The organism is Frateuria sp. (assembly GCF_035944355.1).
In the GTDB taxonomy this organism is placed as follows: domain Bacteria; phylum Pseudomonadota; class Gammaproteobacteria; order Xanthomonadales; family Rhodanobacteraceae; genus Frateuria_A.
In genome coordinates this window covers 128,387-148,171 of sequence record NZ_DASZBH010000001.1, presented here as the reverse complement: position 1 = coordinate 148,171, position 19,785 = coordinate 128,387, and the positions used below count along the sequence as shown (strand labels likewise).

Sequence of the window (19,785 nt, the reverse complement as noted above, 5' to 3'; positions counted from 1 at the left end):
TCGACCATTTCTTGACAGCCAACGTCATTGGACGTATAGACGTCCAAATTATGCATACCGAAAAGCACCTCATCCGCGATCACGACGTTCCGGCCGAAGGGCGGGCGCACCGCGCGCCCGCGCGATGTAGCTGCGCCCCGTCCGCAGCCGCCCCTTCCGCCGAACGAACACGGATACCGAGCCATGACCCTGGTCCAACTGCGCTACCTGGTCGCGATCGCCGACTCAGGCCTCAACATCACCGTCGCCGCCGAGCGCGTGCACGCCACCCAGCCCGGCCTGAGCAAGCAGCTCAAGCAGCTTGAGGAGGAGCTCGGCTTCAGGCTCTTCGTGCGCAAGGGCAAGAGCCTGGACGCGGTGACCCATGCCGGCCGCCAGGTGCTCGAGCGCGCGCGCGCCATCCTCGCCGAGGCGGCCAACATCCGCTCGATCGCCGCCAACCTGCGCAACGAGGCGCACGGCGAGTTGCGCATCGCCACCACGCACACCCAGGCGCGCTTCGCCCTGCCGCCGTCGATCGCCGCGCTCAACCTCGCCTATCCGCAGGTGAGCGTGCACCTGCAGCCCGGCCACGACGCCGACGTGCTGGCGCAACTGGAGGCGGGCCGGGTCGACATGGCCGTGGTCAGCACCGCCGGCGCGCCGCCTGCCCTGGGTATAGCCCTGCCCGCCTACCGCTGGCACCGCGTGGTGGTGGCTCCGGCCGGCCATGTACTGGCCAGGCGCAGCCTGCCGCCCACGCTGGCCGAACTGGCCGCGCAGCCGCTGATCAGCTACGACTCCTCGCTCAAGCCCGAGTCGTCCCTGCGCCGCGCCTTCGAGGACGCCGGCCTGGAGCCGCAGATCGCCATGACGGCCGGCGACGCGGACCTGATCAAGACCTACGTGCGCGCCGGGCTGGGCGTCGGCGTGCTGGCCGAGATGGCGATGCTGCCGGCGGACGCCGACCTGCGCGTGCTGCCGGCCGACCACCTGTTCCCGCAATGCATGACCTGGATCGTGCTGCGGCGGGAAACCGTGCTGCGCGAGTACGTGCTGGAGTTCATCGGGCGGTTCGCGCCGCACCTGGACCGGCGCGACGTGGTGCGCGCACTGACCGGCGACGCCGCGCCTGCGGCCTGGTCCGACGGGCCACACTGGCGCGAGCGGCCGCTCGCGCTGCCGGACGCGGCCTAGCCGCGCCCGCATCCGGAGGACGAAGCAGACCGTCGCCTCAGAGGAGGTCGTGCAGCCCGCATTCGCGCTTGAGGCCGAAGAAGCGCGTGTCTTCCGGATCCATGCCGGGTTCCCAGCGGTGGCTGGTGTGCACGTCGCCGATGGAGGTGTAGCCCTGGTGCCACAGCGGGTGGTATGGCAGGCCGTGGCGCTTGAGGTAGAGCCAGACGTCGCGGTCGCTCCAGTCGGCCAGCGGATGGAATTTCCAGCGCTCGTGGCGGTACTCGGCGAACGCCACATGGGCACGGCTGCGCGCCTGGCTCCGCCGCAGGCCGGCGAACCAGCCGACGGCGCCCAGTTCGGCCAGCGCACGCTGCATCGGCTCGACCTTGCGTATGCGGTTGTAGCGTTCGATGCCTTCCACGCCCTGCTCCCACAGGCGGCCATGGCGGGCCTCCATCCAGGTAGGGCTGAGCGTGGCGCGATAGACCTGGAGGTTGAGGTCCAGCCGTTCGGTGAGTTCGTCGACGAAGCGGTAGGTCTCGGGAAACAGATAGCCGGTGTCGATCAGCACCACCGGAATGCGCGGGCTCTGCCGGCTCACCATGTGCAGCGACACTGCCGCCTGCGCGCCGAAGCTGGAGGACAGCACGTGCGGGCCGGGCACGTGTTCCAGCGCCCAGGCCACGCGATCCTCGGCGCCCAGTCGCGCAAGCTCGGCGTTGATCTCTTCCAGGCCGCGCGGCTGCCAGGCCGGCTGCACGGCGGGGCGCGCGTTCATGCCAGCACCTCCGCCGCGATGCGGCGCTCGGGTCGCGGCGCAGGCGCCGCCAACACGCCGGTGCGCCACAGGAAATCGCCGAAGCCCTCGCCCGGCTCGCGGCCGGCCGCGTAGGCGGCGAACAGCGGGTCGAGCGCATCCAGGATGGCCTGCTCGTCCACGTTCTCGCGGTAGGTCACGTTCATGCGCTGCCCGCTGAAATCGGCGCCCAGGCGCAGGTCGTAGCGGCCGATCGCGCGGCCGACCAGCGCAATCTCGCCCAGGTACGGGCGCGAGCAGCCGTTGGGGCAACCAGACAGGCGCAGCAGGATCGGCGCATCGAGCAGGCCGTGGTGCTCCAATCGCGCCTCGAGTTTCTCCAGCACCGTCGGCAGGTAGCGCTCGCTCTCGGCCATGGCCAGGCCGCAGGTGGGCAGCGCCACGCAGGCGATGGCGTGGCGGCGCACTGCGCTCTGCCGGCGATAGCCGTCCATGCCGTGCGCGGCGACGATGGCGTCGATGCGCGTGCGGTCGGCCGCCTGCACGTTGGCGATGATCACGTTCTGGTTGCAGGTCAGGCGGAAGTCGCCGGTGTGCACGCGGGCCAGTTCGCGCATGCCGCTCTGCAGGCGTTGCGGGCCGCGGTCCAGCAGACGCCCCGATTCGATGTGCAAGGTGAGGTGCCAGCGGCCGTCCTCGCCCTCGGTCCAGCCGTAGCGGTCGCCGTTGTGGTCGAAGCGGAACCCGCGCGCCGGCTGCAGCGCGAAGCCCAGGCGCTTTTCCAGCTCGGCCTTGAACACCTCGGTGCCGCGGTGGTCCAGCGTGTATTTCAGGCGCGCGTGCTTGCGCTCGCCGCGGTCGCCCCAGTCGCGCTGGATCGCGATCACTTGCTCGGCGGCCTCGCGCAGATGTTCGGGCGCGACGAAGCCGATCACCTCGGCGAGCCGCGGATAGGTCGTCGGATCGCCGTGGGTGGCGCCCATGCCGCCGCCGATCGCCAGGTCGAAGCCGGCCAGGCGGCCGTCGCTTTCGATGGCGATCAAGCCCAGGTCCTGCGCGAACACGTCGATGTCGTTGAGCGGAGGGATCGCCAGCCCGATCTTGAATTTGCGCGGCAGGTAGGTCTTGCCGTACAGCGGCTCGGGCTCCGGTTCGCCGACCAGCTTTTCGCCGTCCAGCCACAGCTCGTGGTAGGCGGTGGTCTGCGGGGCCAGTTCCGCCGACAGCTTCGCCGCCCAGGCATACGCCTGTGCATGCAGGCCGGACTGCTCCGGCAGCGGCGTCGCCACCACGTTGCGCAGCACGTCGCCGCAGGCGGCGATGGTGCTGGCCATGGCGTGGTGGATTGCGGCGATAGTGGGCTTGAGGTTGCCCTTGAGGATGCCGTGCCACTGGAAGGTCTGGCGCGTGGTGATGCGCAGGCCGCTGGAGGCGTAGTCGGCGGCGAGGCGGTCGAACACCAGCCACTGCGCCGGCGTGACCACGCCGCCGGGCAGGCGCGCGCGCAGCATGAAGGCGTACAGCGGCTCGAGCTTCTGCCTGCGGCGCTCCTCGCGCAGGTCGCGGTCGTCCTGCTGGTAGCTGCCGTGGAACTTCAGCAGCTTGGTGTCGGCCTCGCTGATGCTGCCGGTGACCGGATCGGCCAGGCCTTCGGCGATCGAGCCGCGCAACTGGCGGCTGCGCGCCTTGATGTGTTCGAGTTCGGAAAGCCTGGGAGCCATGTCAGTACACGTCGCGGGCGTAGCGGCCCTGGGTGAGGAGGTCGGCGAGCCAGGCCCTGGCGTCGTCGGGGGAGTGGCCGCCGTGCGCCACGGCGATATCGACCAGCGCGGCGTGCACGTCCTTGGCCATGTGGTTGGCGTCGCCGCATACGTACAGGTGCGCGCCGCCCTGCAGCCAGGCGTAGAGCTCCCTGCCCTGCTCGCGTACGTGGTCCTGCACGTAGACCTTGCGTGCGGTGTCGCGCGAAAAGGCCAGATCGAGGCGGTGCAGCGCGCCACTCTTGAGCGCCCCCTGCCATTCGACCTGATAGAGGAAGTCACGGGTGAAATGGCGGTTGCCGAAGAACAGCCAGTTGCGGCCGCGCGCGCCGGTCTCGCGGCGGTCCTGCACGAAGGCGCGAAACGGCGCCACGCCGGTGCCAGGGCCGATCATGATGACGTCGCGCGCATCGTCGGCCGGCAGGCGGAAGCGGTCGTTGGCCTCGATGAACACCGGCACCCGAGCGTCCTCCGCCTGAGCGGCGAGGAAGGCCGAAGCGGCGCCCCAGTGCGGCGCGCCGAAGGCCTCGTACTCGACCTTGGCTACGGTCAGGTGGACCTCGTCCTCGCCCACGGCGCGCGGGCTGGAGGCGATCGAATACAGCCGCGGGGTGAGCGGGCGCAGCGCGGCGACCAGTTCCTCGGCGCGCCACGCCGCGCGATAGCGGCGCAGCAGGTCGATCGGCTGGTGGCTATCCAGCAGCTCGGCGAACGGCGCGGCGTTTTCCTTGCGCAGCACGCGCATCAGGTCGGCATGGCCGCTGGCGGCGGCCTGCGCGGCGACGAAGGCGCGCGTGAGCCGGGTCAGTTCGCGCTCGCGCGAGAGCCACTGCGCCAGCGGCAGGCTGCGGCCTTCGTGGACGACTTCGTGCGCGCCATCCAGGTGCAGCGCTTGCAGCCACTGCGCCACCAGCGCGGGCGGGTTGACCGGCCAGACGCCGAGGGCGTCGCCGGGCGCGTAGCGCAGGCCGGAGCCCTCCAGCGAAAGCTCGATGTGGTGGACGGCCCGCTCGCTGTCGCGCGAAACGATGCGCTGGTTGGCCAGCACGGCGGCGGCGAACGGCTGCTCGCGCGAATGTGCGCCACGGCTGGGCAAGGCGTGCACGGTGGCACTGCGGGCGGCGGCCGGCGCGGTACTTGCGAGCGCCTCGCGGGCCTTTTCCAGCGCCTGGGCCGACCACGGCTTGGCGACCGCCTCGACGTCCACGTCGGCCTCGCCCAGCGGCGCGAAGCGCGCCGCGCCGAGTTCGGCCAGGCGTTCGTCGAGCTGGCGGCCGACGGCGCAGAACTGCGGATAGCTCGAATCGCCCAGGCCCAGCACCGCGTAGCGCAATCCCGTCAACCTGGGCGCGCGCTTGCCGGCGAGGAACTCGACGAAGCCGCGCGCGTCGTCCGGCGGCTCGCCATCGCCCTGCGTGCTGATCACCACCAGCAGGTGGGTTTCCTTAGCCAGGTCGCGCTGCGGATAACCGTCGGCGCGCGCCAGCCGCACCGGCAGGCCGGCCGCTTCGCTCCTCGAGGCGAACTGCTCGGCGACGCGCTTGGCGTTGCCGGTCTGGCTGCCGTAGAGGATGGTCAGCCGTGGCGCGTCCGGCGCGCTTGCCGGCGTCGCCTCCGCACGGCGGACGCCCGGCTGCGCCTGGCCGGCCCGCGCGGCGCTCCAGGCGGCCACCCAGTAGAGCTCCTCCGCGGCCAGTCCCTCGGCCAGCCTGGCGAGCAAGGCGCTCTTTTCCGCGCTGAGCACGATGGACAACGGCTCCGGGGCGACCAGGGCATTCACGTCGTCTCTCCTTTGGACGGCCAATGTGGGTGCCTGCCAATCTAGGCGGCGTCATCCCGACGGGGAAAGGACAGCTCGGCATGTGGTTATGCCGAGGCCTTATTTCCGGCGCGCGCACGGCACTGCCGATACTCCGGCCTCCGCCTATATCCTTTGCGCCATGCTTCCCCTCCCGGAGTTCCTCACTTTCGCTGGCGTCGGCGCGCTGGCCCAGCTGGTCGATGGCGCGCTCGGCATGGCCTACGGCGTGGCTTCGGCGACCATGCTGCTGGGCCTGGGCGTGCCGCCGGTGACCGCCACCGCGAGCGTGCACCAGGCCGAGGCCTTCACCTGCGGTGCGTCGGGCGTCAGCCACTGGCTGGCCGGCAACGTGCGCTGGCCGCTGTTCTGGATCCTGACGGTGCCGGGCGTGGTGGGCGCCGTGGCCGGCGCGATGGTCGTGGTGCACGTGCCGGCAGGCTGGATGCGGATGGCGCTGACGCCCTACCTGCTCGGCATAGGCTTGTTCCTGCTCGTGCGCGGCGTACGCAACCGCCCGACCGGCACGGACACGCCGCGCGGCACGCCGGTGCTGGGCCTGGCCGCGGGCTTCGCCGACGCGGTGGCCGGCGGCGGCTGGAGCGCGCTGACCGTGACCACGCTGGTAGCCCGCGGGGCGACGCCGCGCACGGTGATCGGCACCGTGCACCTGGCCAAGTGCGTGGTGAGCGTGGCGGCCAGCGCGAGCTTCCTTTACCTGGTCGGGCTCAGCCACGGCGCCGCCGTGCTGGGGCTGATCGCCGGCGGCGTCCTGGCCGCGCCGTTGGGCGCATTGTTCGCGCGGCGGCTGCCCGCGCGCGTGGCGACGGTGCTGGCGGCCATCGCGGTGCTGGGCCTGGGATTGAACAACGTGGTGAAGCTGATGGGCTGAGGCATGCGCGCGCCGCGGGCTCGCGGCGCGAACCCGGCCGTACAATGGCCCGATGAACGACAAGCTCCCCATCGAAGTCCGCGGCTCGGCCAAGCAGCCGCTGGGCATGCCGCCGGCGCAGTTCCTGCGCGACTACTGGCAGAAGCGCCCGCTGCTGATCCGCAATGCCTTCCCCGATTTCCAGCCGCCGCTGCAGCCGGATGACCTGGCGGGCCTGGCCTGCGAGGAAGGCGCGCTGTCGCGGTTGATCGTCCACGACCCGGCGCGCGACCGCTGGTCGGTGAAGACCGGCCCGCTGGACGAGGCCGACTTCGCCGGCACGCCGAGCACGGACTGGACCCTGCTGGTGCAGGACGTGGACAAGTGGGACGCCGACGTGGCGCAGCTGCTGGAACATTTCCGCTTCCTGCCGAGCTGGCGCATCGACGACGTCATGATTTCCTACGCCGAACCCGGCGGCGGCGTCGGCGCCCACGTGGACCAGTACGACGTGTTCCTGCTACAGGGGCTTGGTCAGCGGCACTGGGCGATCAGCACTGATCCGGCCGCACCCAGGGACTTCCGCCCCGACGTCGAGCTCAAGCAGCTGGCGCATTTCGAGCCCACCCACGAATGGCTGCTGGAGCCGGGCGACATGCTCTACCTGCCGCCCGGAGTGCCGCACGACGGGGTCGCCTTCGGCGGTCCCTGCATGACGCTTTCCGTGGGCATGCGCGCGCCCTCACAGGCGGAACTGACCGGCGACCTGGCCGACTACCTCGCCGAGCGGCTGGACGAGGCGCAGCGCTACACCGACGCCGACCTCGCCCCGGCACGCGCCGCCGGCGAGATCGACGCCGCCGCCCTCGCCCGCCTGCGCGCGGCGCTGCCCTTCGCCGCCGCCCTGGACGAGGACAGCCTGCGCGACTGGTTCGGCCGCTTCATCACCCGCTACCGCAACGCCCAGACGCCCGCGCCGCCGGCCAAGCCGCTGACGCCGGCGATGCTGCGCAAGCGCCTGGAAGGCGGCGCGACGCTGCTGCGCCATCCGTGGTCCCGGCTGGCCTGGGGCCGCGGCCGGCGCGGCGCCACGCTGTTCGCCAACGGCCACGCCTACCCGGCCACCGGCGAGCTGGCGCAGCGGCTGTGCGCGCAACGCACGCTTGCCTTCGACGAAGTACCCGGCGACGCCGCGCTGGACCTGCTCACCGCACTGGTCAACGACGGTCATCTCGTGCCGCACAAGGCCCGCCGGTGACCGGCCAGGCGCCGGACCCCAGCGGCACGTTGCCGGCCGGCAGCGCCGACGAGCTGGCCGCGGCGCGGCTGACGCTGCTTGCCCAGGCACGCCGCGAGGTGGACATCCGGCTGCCGCGCCTGGACGACTCGCTTTATTCGAGCGCGGAGGAACTGGCCGAGCTGCGCCGCATCGCCACGGCCGGCCGCGGCGCGCAGATCCGCCTCTTGCTGCACGATCCGGCCGCCGCGCTGCGCGACGGCCACCGCCTGATCCTGCTGATGCAGCGGCTGCCGAGCGTGCTGAAGGTGCGCATGCCCGTCGAGGAGATCGACCTGGGCGACATCTCGGCCTGCCTGCTCACCGATGCCGGCGGCTACCTGTTCCAGCCCGATGCCGAGCGCCCGCAGGGTCGCGCCGCGCTGGCCGACCGTCCCGGCTGGGCGCCGCTGCGCCAGCAGTTCGACGAACGATGGGAACGTGCCGAACGCGCCGGCGTGCTGCAGCCGCTGGACCTGTAGGCGGCCCGGGACGGACCGGAGGCTAGGTCGACTTCCTGTTCTTGCGGCCGATCGCCACCATGATGAGGGCAAAGGCGGCCAGCCGGATGAGGTAGGCCGGGCTGCTGTCCTCGAAATAGATGTTGATCGCGGCAATGACGATCTGCGCCACACCCATCAGCCCGAAGGCCACCGAGAAGGCCAGGAACAGGCCATCGCCGGTGCGGCGCCAGAAGCGCAGGAAGAACAGGGCGGCGACGAACAGGCCGCAGGCGATCGCCCCGCCGAGGAAGTACATCATCACCTCACTCCTCCGCATCCCAGATGAAGCCGAACAGCAACGTCGCCACCGCCGCCAGCGCGACCAGGCCGCGCGGCAGGGCCAGGTCTATCGACGGGGGGAGCACCACCAGGTCCAGCACCAGCAGCAGGTTGTTCAACGCCAGCAGCCCGAAGCACAGCGCGCTCCAGAACAACAGCCGGGTCCGCGTGCGGCGGAAGCTGCGCCCCAGCATCAGCGCGCAGACCGAACTGGTGAAGAAGCACAGCAGATAGACGGCCGATGCAAAATAGGATGACACGCGCTAATCCTTACGGAATCGAAAGGCGTCGGCGAAGGCGACGAGGTTGTCCGACCGCGACCGCATGATCAGGCGCATGACGGCATCGGGCGACTTCAGATAGAGCGCCTGTGTCGCCAGGACCAGTTGGTGGCGTTCGTCGGAGGCGGGGCCGTAGCGCACGAGGTCGTCGCTTTCGCATACGACCAGTCCCGCGGCGTGCAGCGATTCCACCGCCTGGCTCACGACCAGTTCGCTTGCGCGCAGCGCGTCGACCAGTTCCGGCGGGGACCAGCAGCGTGAGGGGTCGTGCAGCAGCAGGAACAACAGCTCCATCGACCAGATGGACCGGAATGTCGACCGCAGGAAACCGGCTACATCCTTCTCCAATGGCATTCCGAAAGTCGCCCCCTTGTCTGGCGGATCACCGCGGGATGTCCCCAAAGCCGGTCCCGAGTGGAGCGACCTGATGCAACGACCGCCCGCATTCTATGGGCTCCTTCGCGCGAAGCCAACCCGGCGCCATGCTATGGTGCGCCGCGCTGCGACGTGGGGAGCGGCGACGTTCCGGAACCGCTAAAGCGCGGCAACCCCGTATCGGCGCGCGCTGCTCGCCTTGCGATCGACAGGCCCCGTACGGGGCTTGCCGGCGCTCGCGCGCGACGGATTGAAGCATGGGTTCAGCGTGGAACGTGCAACCTCGGCGGCTTTCCTTCTTCTCGCCGGGCGCGCCGCCCATCATGATCGACCTGTGCAGGACGTGCTGGTCACGACACAGGAGACTCATGTGAACGCCGAAATCTGCCAGGAAATCCTGGACCGTCCCCAGCTAGTCGCCGCCCTGCACAGCCTGCGCAGCGGCGACTTCAGCGTGCGCCTGCCGGAGAGCGGCCCAGGCGCCGATCCGGAAGTGGCCCGGCTGTTCAACGAAGTGGTCGGCCTCAATCGCCAGCTCACCGAGGAATTCGCCCGGCTTTCCGTCGTGGTCGGCAAGGAAGGCCGCATCAACCAGCGCGCCCGCGTGAAAACGGCCACCGGCGGCTGGGAAAGCGCGATCCGCTCGGTCAACGAACTGATCGAGGACATGGTGCAGCCCACCGCGGAGGTGGCGCGCGTGATCGGCGCGGTGGCCAAGGGCAATCTCTCCCAGACCATGACCGTGGAGATCGACGGCCGCCCGCTGCGCGGCGAGTTCCTGCGCATCGGCAAGGTGGTCAACACGATGGTGGCGCAGCTGGCCTCGTTCGCCTCCGAGGTGACCCGCGTGGCGCGCGAGGTCGGCACCGAGGGCAAGCTGGGCGGCCAGGCGACCGTGAAGGGCGTGGCGGGCACCTGGAAGGACCTCACCGACAACGTCAACGCGATGGCCACCAACCTCACCGGCCAGGTGCGCAACATCGCCGAGGTGACCACCGCGGTCGCCTCCGGCGACCTTTCCAAGAAGATCACCGTGGAGGTCAAGGGCGAGATCCTCGAGCTCAAGAACACCATCAACACCATGGTGGACCAGCTCAACTCCTTCGCCTCCGAGGTGACCCGCGTGGCGCGCGAGGTCGGTACCGAGGGCAAGCTCGGCGGCCAGGCGCAGGTGCCCGGCGTCGGCGGCACCTGGAAGGACCTCACCGACAACGTGAACCTGATGGCCGACAACCTCACCGGCCAGGTGCGCAACATCGCCGAAGTGACCACCGCCGTGGCCTCGGGTGACCTCTCCAAGAAGATCACCGTGGACGTCAAGGGCGAGATCCTGGAGCTCAAGAACACCATCAACGTGATGGTGGACCAGTTGAACGGCTTCGCCTCGGAAGTGACCCGCGTGGCGCGCGAAGTGGGCACCGAAGGCAAGCTCGGCGGCCAGGCGCAGGTGCCCGGCGTGGCCGGCACCTGGGCCGACCTCACCGACAACGTCAACCTGATGGCGGCCAATCTCACCGGCCAGGTGCGCAACATCGCGGAGGTGACCACCGCGGTGGCGCGCGGCGACCTGTCCAAGAAGATCACGGTGGACGTCAAGGGCGAGATCCTGGAGCTCAAGGACACCATCAACGTGATGGTGGACCAGTTGAACTCCTTCGCCTCCGAGGTGACCCGCGTGGCGCGCGAGGTCGGTTCGGAGGGCAAGCTCGGCGGCCAGGCGCAGGTGCCCGGCGTGGGCGGTACCTGGAAGGACCTCACCGACAACGTGAACCTGATGGCCGGCAACCTGACCGGCCAGGTGCGCAACATCGCGGAGGTGACCACCGCGGTGGCGCGCGGCGATCTTTCCAAGAAGATCACCGTGGACGTCAAGGGCGAGATCCTGGAGCTCAAGAACACCATCAACGTGATGGTGGACCAGCTGAACTCCTTCGCCTCCGAGGTGACCCGCGTGGCGCGCGAGGTCGGTTCGGAGGGCAAGCTCGGCGGCCAGGCGCAGGTGCCCGGCGTGGGCGGTACCTGGAAGGACCTCACCGACAACGTGAACGCGATGGCGGCCAACCTCACCGGCCAGGTGCGCAACATCGCGGAGGTGACCACCGCCGTGGCGCTGGGCGATCTTTCCAAGAAGATCACCGTCGACGTCAAGGGCGAAATCCTCGAGCTCAAGAACACCATCAACACGATGGTGGATCAGTTGAACTCCTTCGCCTCCGAGGTGACCCGCGTGGCGCGCGAGGTCGGTACCGAAGGCAAGCTCGGCGGTCAGGCGCAGGTGCGCGGCGTGGCCGGTACCTGGAAGGACCTCACCGACAACGTCAACCTGATGGCCGACAACCTCACCGGCCAGGTGCGCAACATCGCCGACGTGACCACCGCGGTGGCGCGCGGCGACCTGTCGAAGAAGATCACCGTGGACGTCAAGGGCGAGATCCTGGCCCTGAAGGACACCATCAACGTGATGGTGGACCAGTTGAACGGCTTCGCCTCGGAAGTGACCCGCGTGGCGCGCGAGGTGGGCACCGAGGGCAAGCTCGGCGGCCAGGCGCAGGTGCCCGGCGTGGGCGGCACCTGGAAGGACCTCACCGACAACGTCAACCTGATGGCCACCAATCTCACCAACCAGGTGCGCGGCATCGCCGACGTGGTGACCGCGGTGGCGCAGGGCAACCTGAAGCGCAAGCTGCAGGTGGACGCCAAGGGCGAGATCGCCGCGCTGGCCGACACCATCAACGGCATGATCGAGACGCTCGCGACCTTCGCCGACCAAGTGACCAACATGGCGCGCGAGGTCGGCATCGAGGGCAAGCTCGGCGGCCAGGCGCGCGTGCCCGGCGCCGCGGGCCTGTGGCGCGACCTCACCGACAACGTGAACCAGCTCGCCGCCAACCTGACCAACCAGGTGCGCTCGATCGCCGACGTGGCGACCGCGGTGACCAAGGGCGACCTGTCCCGCTCCATCGCGGTGGCCGCCTCCGGCGAGATGGCCGCGCTGAAGGACAACATCAACGAGATGATCCGCAACCTCAAGGAACAGACCTTGAAGAATGCGGAACAGGACTGGCTCAAGACCAACCTCGCCCGCTTTTCGCGCATGCTGCAGGGCGTGCGCGACCTGGCCACGGTGTCCAACCTGATCATGTCCGAGCTCGCGCCGCTGGTGAACGCGCAGTACGGCGTGTTCTACGTGGCGCGCCGCGAGGACAACGAAACGGTGCTCGACCTGGTCGCCAGCTACGGCGCCGAGAGCCGCGACCAGCTCAAGCCCACCTTCCGGCTGCGCGAAGGCCTGGTCGGCCAGTGCGCCGCCGACAAGCGCGCGATGCTGCTGACCGACATCCCGGACGGCTTCATCCGCATCGGCTCGGGCCTGGGCCACGCGGCGCCGGCCAACGTGGCGATCCTGCCGGCGCTGTTCGAGGACGACGTCAAGGCGGTGATCGAGCTGGCCTCGTTCAACCACTTCAACGAGACCCACCAGAGCTTCCTCGACCAGCTGATGGAATCGGTCGGCATCGTGCTCAACACGATCGCCGCCACCATGCGCACCGAGGGCCTGCTCAAGCAGTCGCAGCTGCTCACGCAGGAACTGCAGTCGCGCCAGACCGAGCTGACCACCAAGCAGGAAGAGCTGCACACCACCAACGAAGAGCTGCAGGAAAAAGCCCAGCTGCTGGAGAACGAAAAGAAGCAGGTGGAAGCGAAGAACTTCGAGATCGAGATGGCCCGTCGCGCGGTGGAGGAAAAGGCCGAGCAGTTGGCGCTCACCTCCAAGTACAAGTCCGAGTTCCTGGCCAACATGAGCCACGAGCTGCGCACGCCGCTCAACTCGCTCTTGATCCTCTCGCGCCTGCTGGCGGACAACCCGCAGGGCAACCTGAGCGAGAAGCAGACCGAGTTCGCCCGCACGATCCATTCGGCCGGCTCGGACCTGCTGAGCCTGATCAACGACATCCTGGACCTGTCCAAGATCGAATCGGGCACGGTCTCGATCGAGATCGGCGACATGCCGATGAGCGGGCTCAAGCAGCACATGGAACGCACCTTCCGCCAGCTCGCCAGCGACAAGGGGCTGGATTTCAAGGTGGAGTTCGATCCGGCGCTGCCGGCGGCGATCCGCACCGACGAGAAGCGCCTGCAGCAGGTGGTGCTGAACCTGCTGTCGAACGCCTTCAAGTTCACCGCCGAGGGCAGCGTCACGCTGGCGGTGCGGCCGGCGTCGAGCGGCTGGAGCACCAACCACCCGGTACTGCGCTACGCCGACCGGGCCATCCAGATCGCCGTCACCGACACCGGCATCGGCATTCCCAAGGACAAGCAGAAGCTGATCTTCGAGGCCTTCCAGCAGGCCGACGGCACCACCAGCCGCAAGTACGGCGGTACCGGCTTAGGGCTGTCGATCAGCCGCGAGATCGCGCGACTGATCGGCGGCGAGCTGCAGGTGCGCTCGACCCCGGGCGAGGGCTCCACCTTCACCCTGTTCGTGCCGATGGAAGCCGTGTCGCTGGCCGCCCTGCCGCAGGGCGGCAGCGACGCCCGCTACGACAACAACGGCGCGACGGTGCCAGGCGTGCTGCCCTCGCAGCTGGAGGTCACCGACGACCGGGATTCGCTGGGCGACGGACCTTTCGTGCTGATCGTCGAGGACGACCCGACCTTCGCCTCGATCCTGCTGGACATCGCCCGCGAGGCGGGGCTCAAGGGCGTGGTATCCACCGCCGGCGCGGGCACGCTGGCGCTGGCGCGCAAGCTGCAACCACATGCGATCACGCTGGACCTGGGCTTGTCCGACATCGACGGCTTCGTGCTGCTGGACCTGCTCAAGCACGATCCGCAGACCATGCACATGCCGATCCAGGTGATCTCCGGCGCCGACAGGCTCAACTCTGCGCTGGGCCTGGGCGCCTTCGGCGTCACCGAGAAGCCGGCCGCGCCGGAGCAACTGAGCGAGATGTTCAGACGATTGGCCACCCAGGCGCGCAAGGCGCCCGCGCCACGGCCCGCCGCGGAACCGGCCACCGGCCTGCGCCCGGTGCCGGAGCTGGCCGGCGCACGCGTCCTGATCGTCGACGACGACATCCGCAACATCTATTCGCTGACCAGCGTGCTGGAAAGCCACGGCGTGGAAGTGCTGCACGCCGAAGGCGGCCGCGAAGGCATCCTGATCCTGGAGCAGACGCCGGGCATCGACATCGCGCTGATCGACATCATGATGCCGGAGATGGACGGCTACGAGACCATGCAGCAGATCCGCGCGCAGCCGGCCCTGACCGAAGTGCCGCTGATCGCCGTCACCGCCAAGGCGATGAAGGGCGACCGCCAGAAGTGCCTGGACGCCGGCGCTTCGGACTACATCGCCAAGCCGGTGGACATCGAGCTGCTGCTCGCCCTGTTGCGCGTGTGGATCGCGCGTGCACGCGAGCGCGCGCCGGCTGTCGCGCCGTAGCATGGAATCGAAGCCGATGAACGTTCGCGTTTCCCGTCCTCCCCTCTCGGCCGCCGCCCGGCGCGCCCGCTCCTCCGATCCGCCCGAGCGGGCGCGCATCCTGATCGTCGACGACGACGAGCGGAATCTGCTGGCCATCCGCACCGTGCTGGAGGACGTGGCCGACGTGGTGCTCGCCAAGTCCGGCGAGGAGGCGTTGCGCCACCTGCTCAAGGGCGAGTTCGCGGTGATCCTGCTGGACGTCTACATGCCCGGCATGGACGGCTACGAGACCGCGCAGATCATCCGCGCGCGCGAGCAGACCAAGCGCATCCCGATCATCTTCCTTTCGGCGGTCAACAAGGAGACCGAACACCTGATCCGCGGCTATTCGATGGGCGCGGTGGACTACGTGTTCAAGCCGGTCGAGCCGGTGGTGCTGCGCTCCAAGGCGGCGGTGTTCGTCGACCTTTACATGATGACCCGCGAGGTGCGGCGCAAGGCCAGGCAGGAGCAGGAGCTGCTCGACGCCAACCTGCGCGCCAACGCCGAGCGCCTGCGCGCCGAACAGGAGCTGCGCCTGGCCGAACAGCGCCAGGCAGCGATCATCCAGTCTTTGCCGATCATCCTTTACCTGGAAGAGCAGGATGCGGTCCCACGCATCCCCAAGTTCGTCAGCGGCAACTTCAAGGCCGTCACCGGCTTCGATTTCGAGGAGGTGGTCGCCACGCCGACGCTGTGGGTGGAGCGGCTGCATCCGGACGACCGCGAGCGCGTCACAGCCGCCCTGCGCGCCCGCCGCGACGGCCGCGCCTATGCGGTGGAATACCGCTGGCAGTGCGCCGACGGCACCTACAAGCACTTTCTCGACCAGGCGGTGCTGCTGCGCGACGCCGACGGGCGGCCGCTGGAATATGCAGGCACGCTGCTTGACGTCACCGAGCGCAAGAACCTCGAATCGCAGCTGCTGCACGTGCGCAAGATGGATGCGCTGGGCCAGCTCACCGGCGGCATCGCCCACGACTTCAACAACCTGCTGGCCGCGGTGCTCGGCGGCCTGGGACTGATCGAACGGCGCGTCACGCTCGCCGACGACCAGCGCAAGGTGCTGGAGATGACCCGCCACGCCGCCCAGCAGGGCACCGAACTGGTCTCGCGCCTGCTCGCCTTCGCCCGCAAGCAGAAGCTCGCGCCGGCACGCGTGGACATGGACAGCCTCGCCAGCACGGTCAGCGAGCTGCTGGCGCATACGCTGGGCGGGCTGGTCACGCTGGAGTGGGAGCTGGGCGAGGGCCTGTGGTCCCCCTACGCGGACGAGACCCAGCTCGAGCTGGCGCTGATGAACCTGGCGATCAACGCCCGCGACGCCATGCCCGAGGGCGGCAAGATCCGCATTGCCTGCCGCAACGCCAGCCTCGCGGGCGATGGCGACACGGTCGCGGGCGACTACGTGGTGCTGGCCGTTTCCGATACCGGCTGCGGCATCGCGCCGGAGATGCTCGAGCGCGTCACCGAACCGTTCTTCACCACCAAGGCGGTCGGCAAGGGCACCGGTCTGGGCCTGTCCATGGTGTACGGCTTTGCCCAGCAATCCGGCGGCACCACGCGCATCGAAAGCCGGCTCGACCACGGCACCACGGTCGAGCTGTGGCTGCCGCGCGCGCCGGAGGCCGCCCGCCGCGCGGCCGTGAGCCATCCGGTCGACGGCTTCGCCACGCGCAGCCAGTCGCGCCACATCCTGCTGGTCGACGACCATGAAGGCGTGCGCGCCACCACCGCGGCCATGCTCGAGGATCTCGGGCATCGGGTAACCACCGCGGCCGATGGCGGCCAGGTGAGCGAACTGATCGACGCCGACGGCCTGCCGACCGTCGATTTCATCATCAGCGACTACGCCATGCCGCTGGTCTCCGGCTCCGAGGTCATCCGCAAGCTGCGTCAGGTCAAGCCGGGCCTGCCCGGCATCATCATCAGTGGTTACGCCGACACCGCGGCGATTTCCGGCGCGCCCGAAGGGGTGGTCGTGGTGGCCAAGCCGTTCACCGTCACCCAGTTGCGCGACGCGATCGCCGCCGCACTCGCCGCTCCCTAGGCGCCAGCCGTTCCGGCACGACCCGGTCCGAGCCGTTGCCTGCGGCCCGCGAGGCGCCCGAACTGAATGCCGGCTGGACCGGGGCCCGCCGGTCCGGCGGCACCTGCCCCGGCGCGCAAGCACGACGCCATGCCGATCCGCCTGCATCCGGGCTTGAAATCGGCGCCGCTACCGCGACCTCCCACCGTGTCCTGGCTTGCCGCGGCGCAGCAGGCCCGGGGTATAATCGTTAAGATTGCATCGGCCTTTTTCGCCCTTCCCCAGACAAACGGCCGCAAGCCTTTCCTCCCTGCCGGTGGTGACGTGAGCACGAACCTGATTCGCGAGTTTTCCGAGTCCTCCCAACTCGCCGGCGGCAACGCCGATTACGTCGAGCAGCTTTACGAGTCCTGGCTTGCCGACCCCTCGTCGGTGTCCGCCGACTGGGCCGGTTACTTCGAGTCGTTCAAGGGCCGCGGCAGCGACACCCCGCACTCGGCCGCCATCGCCCGCATCGAGGCCGCGCAGAAGCAGCGCCGCGTCGGCGCCGCCGCCCCGGTGGACGACGCCCACGCCCGCAAGCAGGCCGGCGTGCTGCGCCTGCTGACCGCCTATCGCTCGCGCGGCCACCTGGCCGCCGACCTCGATCCGCTGGGCCTGGCCCACAAGATGGACGCGCCGGACCTCGGGCTCGCCTTCCACGGCCTGTCCGACGCCGACCTGGACACCGAGTTCGACTGCGGCACCTTCGCCGGCGGCGGCCAGCGCATGAAGCTGCGCGAACTGCTCGCGCGCCTGAAGAAGGTCTACGCCAGCACGATCGGCGCGGAGTTCATGTACATCTCCGACCACGCGCAGCGCGCCTGGATCTACACCCGGCTGGAACAGGCCAACGGCAGCGCCGGCCTGGACGCCAAGGGCAAGAAGCGCGTGCTGGCGGGCCTGACCGCCGCCGAGGGCTTGGAACGCTACCTGCACACCAAGTACGTCGGCCAGAAGCGCTTCTCGCTCGAAGGCGGCGACAGCCTGATCCCGATGGTCGACGACGTGGTCACTTCCGCCGGCGACAACGGCGTCAAGGACCTGGTCATCGGCATGGCCCACCGCGGCCGCCTGAACGTGCTGGTCAACATCCTGGGCAAGCCGCCCAAGACCCTGTTCAACGAGTTCGAGGGCAAGTTCGAGCATCCGGACGACCCTGCCCATTCGGGCGACGTGAAGTACCACATGGGCTTCTCCGCCGACGTCAAGACGCCCGACGGCAACGGCGTGCACGTGGCGCTGGCGTTCAACCCCTCGCACCTGGAGATCGTCAACCCGGTGGTGGCCGGCTCCGTGCATGCGCGGCAGATCCGCCGCCGCGACGGCGAGCACACCCAGTCGATGGCGGTGCTGATCCATGGCGACGCGGCCTTCGCCGGCCAGGGCGTCAACATGGAACTGTTCCAGATGTCGCAGGCGCGCGGTTTCAAGATCGGCGGCAGCCTGCACATCGTGATCAACAACCAGGTGGGCTTCACCACGTCGAACCCGCAGGACGCCCGCTCCACGCTGTACTGCACCGACCTGGCCAAGATGGTCAACGCGCCGGTGTTCCACGTGAACGGCGACGACCCCGAGGCGGTGATCGAAGTCACCCGCCTGGCCTACGAATTCCGCAAGCAGTTCCGCAAGGACGTGGTGATCGACCTGGTGTGCTACCGCCGCCACGGCCACAACGAGGCGGACGAGCCGTCCGCCACGCAGCCGGTGATGTACCAGGTCATCAAGAAGCGTCCGACCACGCGCGACCTGTACGCGCAGCAGCTGGTCAAGGAAGGCGTGCTGGCCGAGGGCGACGGTCAGAAGGAGCTCGACGCCTACCGCGACCGCCTCGAAGCGGGCGGCTCGATGACGGCGCTCGACCCCGATCCCAGGCGCGACGTGCACGTGGACTGGAGCCGCTTCATCGGCGGCAAGCTGTCCACCCAGACCGACACCGGCGTGCCCAAGCAGAAGCTGGTGGAGCTGGCCAACAAGCTGCTGGACCTGCCGGCCGATCTCACGCTGCAGCCGCGCGTGGCCAAGATCTACGACGACCGCCGCAAGATGGCGACCGGCGAGCACCCGGCCGACTGGGGCTTCGCCGAGAACCTGGCCTACGCCACGCTCATCGACCAGGACTACAACCTGCGCCTGGTCGGCCAGGACTCCGGCCGCGGCACCTTCTTCCATCGCCACGCGGTGCTGCACGACCAGAAGGACGGCCACACCTGGATGCCGCTGGCCACCGTGCGCGCGGGCGCCGACGTCGAGGTGATCGACTCGCTGCTGTCCGAGGAGGCGGTGATGGCCTTCGAATACGGCCATGCCACCACCGACCCGTACACGCTGGACATCTGGGAAGCGCAGTTCGGCGACTTCGCCAACGGCGCGCAGGTGGTGATCGACCAGTTCATCAGCTCGGGCGAAGCCAAGTGGAACCGCCTGTGCGGCCTGGCGCTGTTCCTGCCGCACGGCTACGAGGGCCAGGGCCCGGAGCACTCCTCCGCCCGCCTGGAGCGCTTCCTGCAGCTGTGCGCGATGGACAACATGCAGGTGTGCGTGCCGACCACGCCGGCGCAGGCCTTCCACATGATCCGCCGGCAGATGGTGCGCCCGGTGCGCAAGCCGCTGATCGTGATGACGCCCAAGTCGCTGTTGCGCCACAAGTTGGCGGTGTCCTCGCTGGACGAGCTCTCCGGCGGCAGCTTCCAGCTGGTGATCGGCGAGCATCGCGAGCTTGCGCCCAAGAAGGTCAAGCGCGTGGTGCTGTGCTCGGGCAAGGTCTACTACGACCTGCTGGAAGAGGCCGAGAAGCGCGGGCTCGCCGACGTCGCCATCGTGCGCGTCGAGCAGCTCTATCCGTTCCCGCGCCCGCAGGTGGTCGAGGAACTGGCCAAGTACCCGTCGGCCAAGGAAGTGGTGTGGTGCCAGGAGGAGCCGATGAACCAGGGCGCCTGGTTCCAGATCCGCCACCACCTGCAGGCCTGCGTCGGCTCCAAGCTCACCCTTTCCTACGCTGGCCGTGGCCGCTCGCCTGCGCCGGCCGCCGGCCACCTCAACACCCATACCGCCGAGCAGACCGCGCTCGTCGAGCAGGCGCTGGTCGCGCCCATCGGCGACGACCAGTCGGCGGAGTAAGCTTTTCGGATCACGCGGCCAGGACGGCCGCCAGATGCTGCGCCCATGGACGAGCGCCCCAACCCCCAA

13 protein-coding genes are annotated in these 19,785 nt (G+C 69.4%); 7 read left to right on the top strand and 6 right to left on the bottom strand.

Annotated features, from left to right (window positions below):
- Window positions 1–183 precede the first annotated feature (183 nt).
- Window positions 184–1,176 (top strand): LysR substrate-binding domain-containing protein, encoded by a 993-nt coding sequence (locus tag VGU03_RS00635; RefSeq protein ID WP_327477760.1) that lies wholly within the window; start codon window positions 184–186, stop codon window positions 1,174–1,176.
- Between the two features lie 37 nt (window positions 1,177–1,213).
- Here the strand turns inward: VGU03_RS00635 and VGU03_RS00630 are convergent, their stop codons facing one another.
- Genes VGU03_RS00630 through VGU03_RS00620 form a run of 3 tightly spaced genes read right to left on the bottom strand, consistent with a single transcriptional unit; the run spans window position 1,214 to window position 5,455 of the window.
- On the bottom strand, window positions 1,214–1,936 hold the full coding sequence (locus VGU03_RS00630; protein WP_327477759.1) for a phosphoadenylyl-sulfate reductase: 723 nt from the start codon (window positions 1,934–1,936) through the stop codon (window positions 1,214–1,216).
- Window positions 1,933–3,636, bottom strand: coding sequence for an assimilatory sulfite reductase (NADPH) hemoprotein subunit (cysI, locus tag VGU03_RS00625; protein ID WP_327477757.1), 1,704 nt, complete (start codon window positions 3,634–3,636; stop codon window positions 1,933–1,935). The genes VGU03_RS00630 and cysI overlap by 4 nt, the downstream gene beginning before the upstream one ends.
- A gap of 1 nt (window position 3,637) precedes the next feature.
- Window positions 3,638–5,455: an assimilatory sulfite reductase (NADPH) flavoprotein subunit gene (locus VGU03_RS00620; RefSeq protein ID WP_327477754.1), complete on the bottom strand. Its 1,818-nt coding sequence runs from the start codon at window positions 5,453–5,455 to the stop codon at window positions 3,638–3,640.
- A 160-nt stretch (window positions 5,456–5,615) separates the two neighbouring features.
- Here VGU03_RS00620 and VGU03_RS00615 point away from each other — a divergent pair, with 160 nt between their 5' ends.
- The 3 genes from VGU03_RS00615 to VGU03_RS00605 are packed head-to-tail and all read left to right on the top strand — an operon-like array spanning window position 5,616 to window position 8,102.
- The gene (locus VGU03_RS00615) at window positions 5,616–6,365 is read left to right on the top strand and encodes a sulfite exporter TauE/SafE family protein (protein WP_327477752.1); all 750 of its coding nucleotides are present in this window, start codon (window positions 5,616–5,618) and stop codon (window positions 6,363–6,365) included.
- Between the two features lie 52 nt (window positions 6,366–6,417).
- Window positions 6,418–7,602 carry a cupin domain-containing protein gene (locus tag VGU03_RS00610; protein ID WP_327477750.1) on the top strand — a complete coding sequence of 395 codons (1,185 nt, stop codon included), beginning with the start codon at window positions 6,418–6,420 and terminating at the stop codon, window positions 7,600–7,602.
- Window positions 7,599–8,102 (top strand): hypothetical protein, encoded by a 504-nt coding sequence (locus VGU03_RS00605; protein ID WP_327477748.1) that lies wholly within the window; start codon window positions 7,599–7,601, stop codon window positions 8,100–8,102. Before VGU03_RS00610 ends, VGU03_RS00605 begins: the two co-directional genes overlap by 4 nt.
- 22 nt (window positions 8,103–8,124) lie before the next feature.
- Here VGU03_RS00605 and VGU03_RS00600 read toward each other — a convergent pair whose 3' ends face one another.
- From VGU03_RS00600 to VGU03_RS00590, 3 genes are read right to left on the bottom strand one after another with little or no spacing between them, the layout of a single operon-like run.
- A complete protein-coding gene (locus tag VGU03_RS00600; protein WP_327477746.1) occupies window positions 8,125–8,382 on the bottom strand; it encodes a DUF5985 family protein in 258 nt (85 codons plus the stop codon).
- 4 nt (window positions 8,383–8,386) lie between these two features.
- A complete protein-coding gene (locus VGU03_RS00595; RefSeq protein ID WP_327477744.1) occupies window positions 8,387–8,662 on the bottom strand; it encodes a DUF5985 family protein in 276 nt (91 codons plus the stop codon).
- A 3-nt stretch (window positions 8,663–8,665) separates the two neighbouring features.
- Window positions 8,666–8,968 (bottom strand): hypothetical protein, encoded by a 303-nt coding sequence (locus VGU03_RS00590; RefSeq protein WP_327477743.1) that lies wholly within the window; start codon window positions 8,966–8,968, stop codon window positions 8,666–8,668.
- Window positions 8,969–9,428: 460 nt separating this feature from the next.
- Between VGU03_RS00590 and VGU03_RS00585 the strand changes: the two genes are divergently transcribed.
- The 3 genes from VGU03_RS00585 (at window position 9,429) to VGU03_RS00575 (ending at window position 19,716) form a co-directional block, all read left to right on the top strand.
- Complete coding sequence (locus VGU03_RS00585) at window positions 9,429–14,504, top strand: HAMP domain-containing protein (RefSeq protein ID WP_327477742.1); 5,076 nt, start codon at window positions 9,429–9,431, stop codon at window positions 14,502–14,504.
- A 97-nt stretch (window positions 14,505–14,601) separates the two neighbouring features.
- Complete coding sequence (locus tag VGU03_RS00580) at window positions 14,602–16,575, top strand: response regulator (RefSeq protein ID WP_414655915.1); 1,974 nt, start codon at window positions 14,602–14,604, stop codon at window positions 16,573–16,575.
- A gap of 303 nt (window positions 16,576–16,878) precedes the next feature.
- Window positions 16,879–19,716 (top strand): 2-oxoglutarate dehydrogenase E1 component, encoded by a 2,838-nt coding sequence (locus VGU03_RS00575; protein WP_327477738.1) that lies wholly within the window; start codon window positions 16,879–16,881, stop codon window positions 19,714–19,716.
- Window positions 19,717–19,785 lie beyond the last annotated feature (69 nt).

What these genes read in the sequence shown, in the direction of transcription:
- VGU03_RS00600 (WP_327477746.1), bottom strand. Translation starts at nt 8,382, where the DNA reads ATGATGTACTTCCTCGGCGGGGCGATCGCCTGCGGCCTGTTCGTCGCC.
- VGU03_RS00635 (WP_327477760.1), top strand. Translation starts at nt 184, where the DNA reads ATGACCCTGGTCCAACTGCGCTACCTGGTCGCGATCGCCGACTCAGGC.
- cysI (WP_327477757.1), bottom strand. Translation starts at nt 3,636, where the DNA reads ATGGCTCCCAGGCTTTCCGAACTCGAACACATCAAGGCGCGCAGCCGC.
- VGU03_RS00630 (WP_327477759.1), bottom strand. Translation starts at nt 1,936, where the DNA reads ATGAACGCGCGCCCCGCCGTGCAGCCGGCCTGGCAGCCGCGCGGCCTG.
- VGU03_RS00610 (WP_327477750.1), top strand. Translation starts at nt 6,418, where the DNA reads ATGAACGACAAGCTCCCCATCGAAGTCCGCGGCTCGGCCAAGCAGCCG.
- VGU03_RS00615 (WP_327477752.1), top strand. Translation starts at nt 5,616, where the DNA reads ATGCTTCCCCTCCCGGAGTTCCTCACTTTCGCTGGCGTCGGCGCGCTG.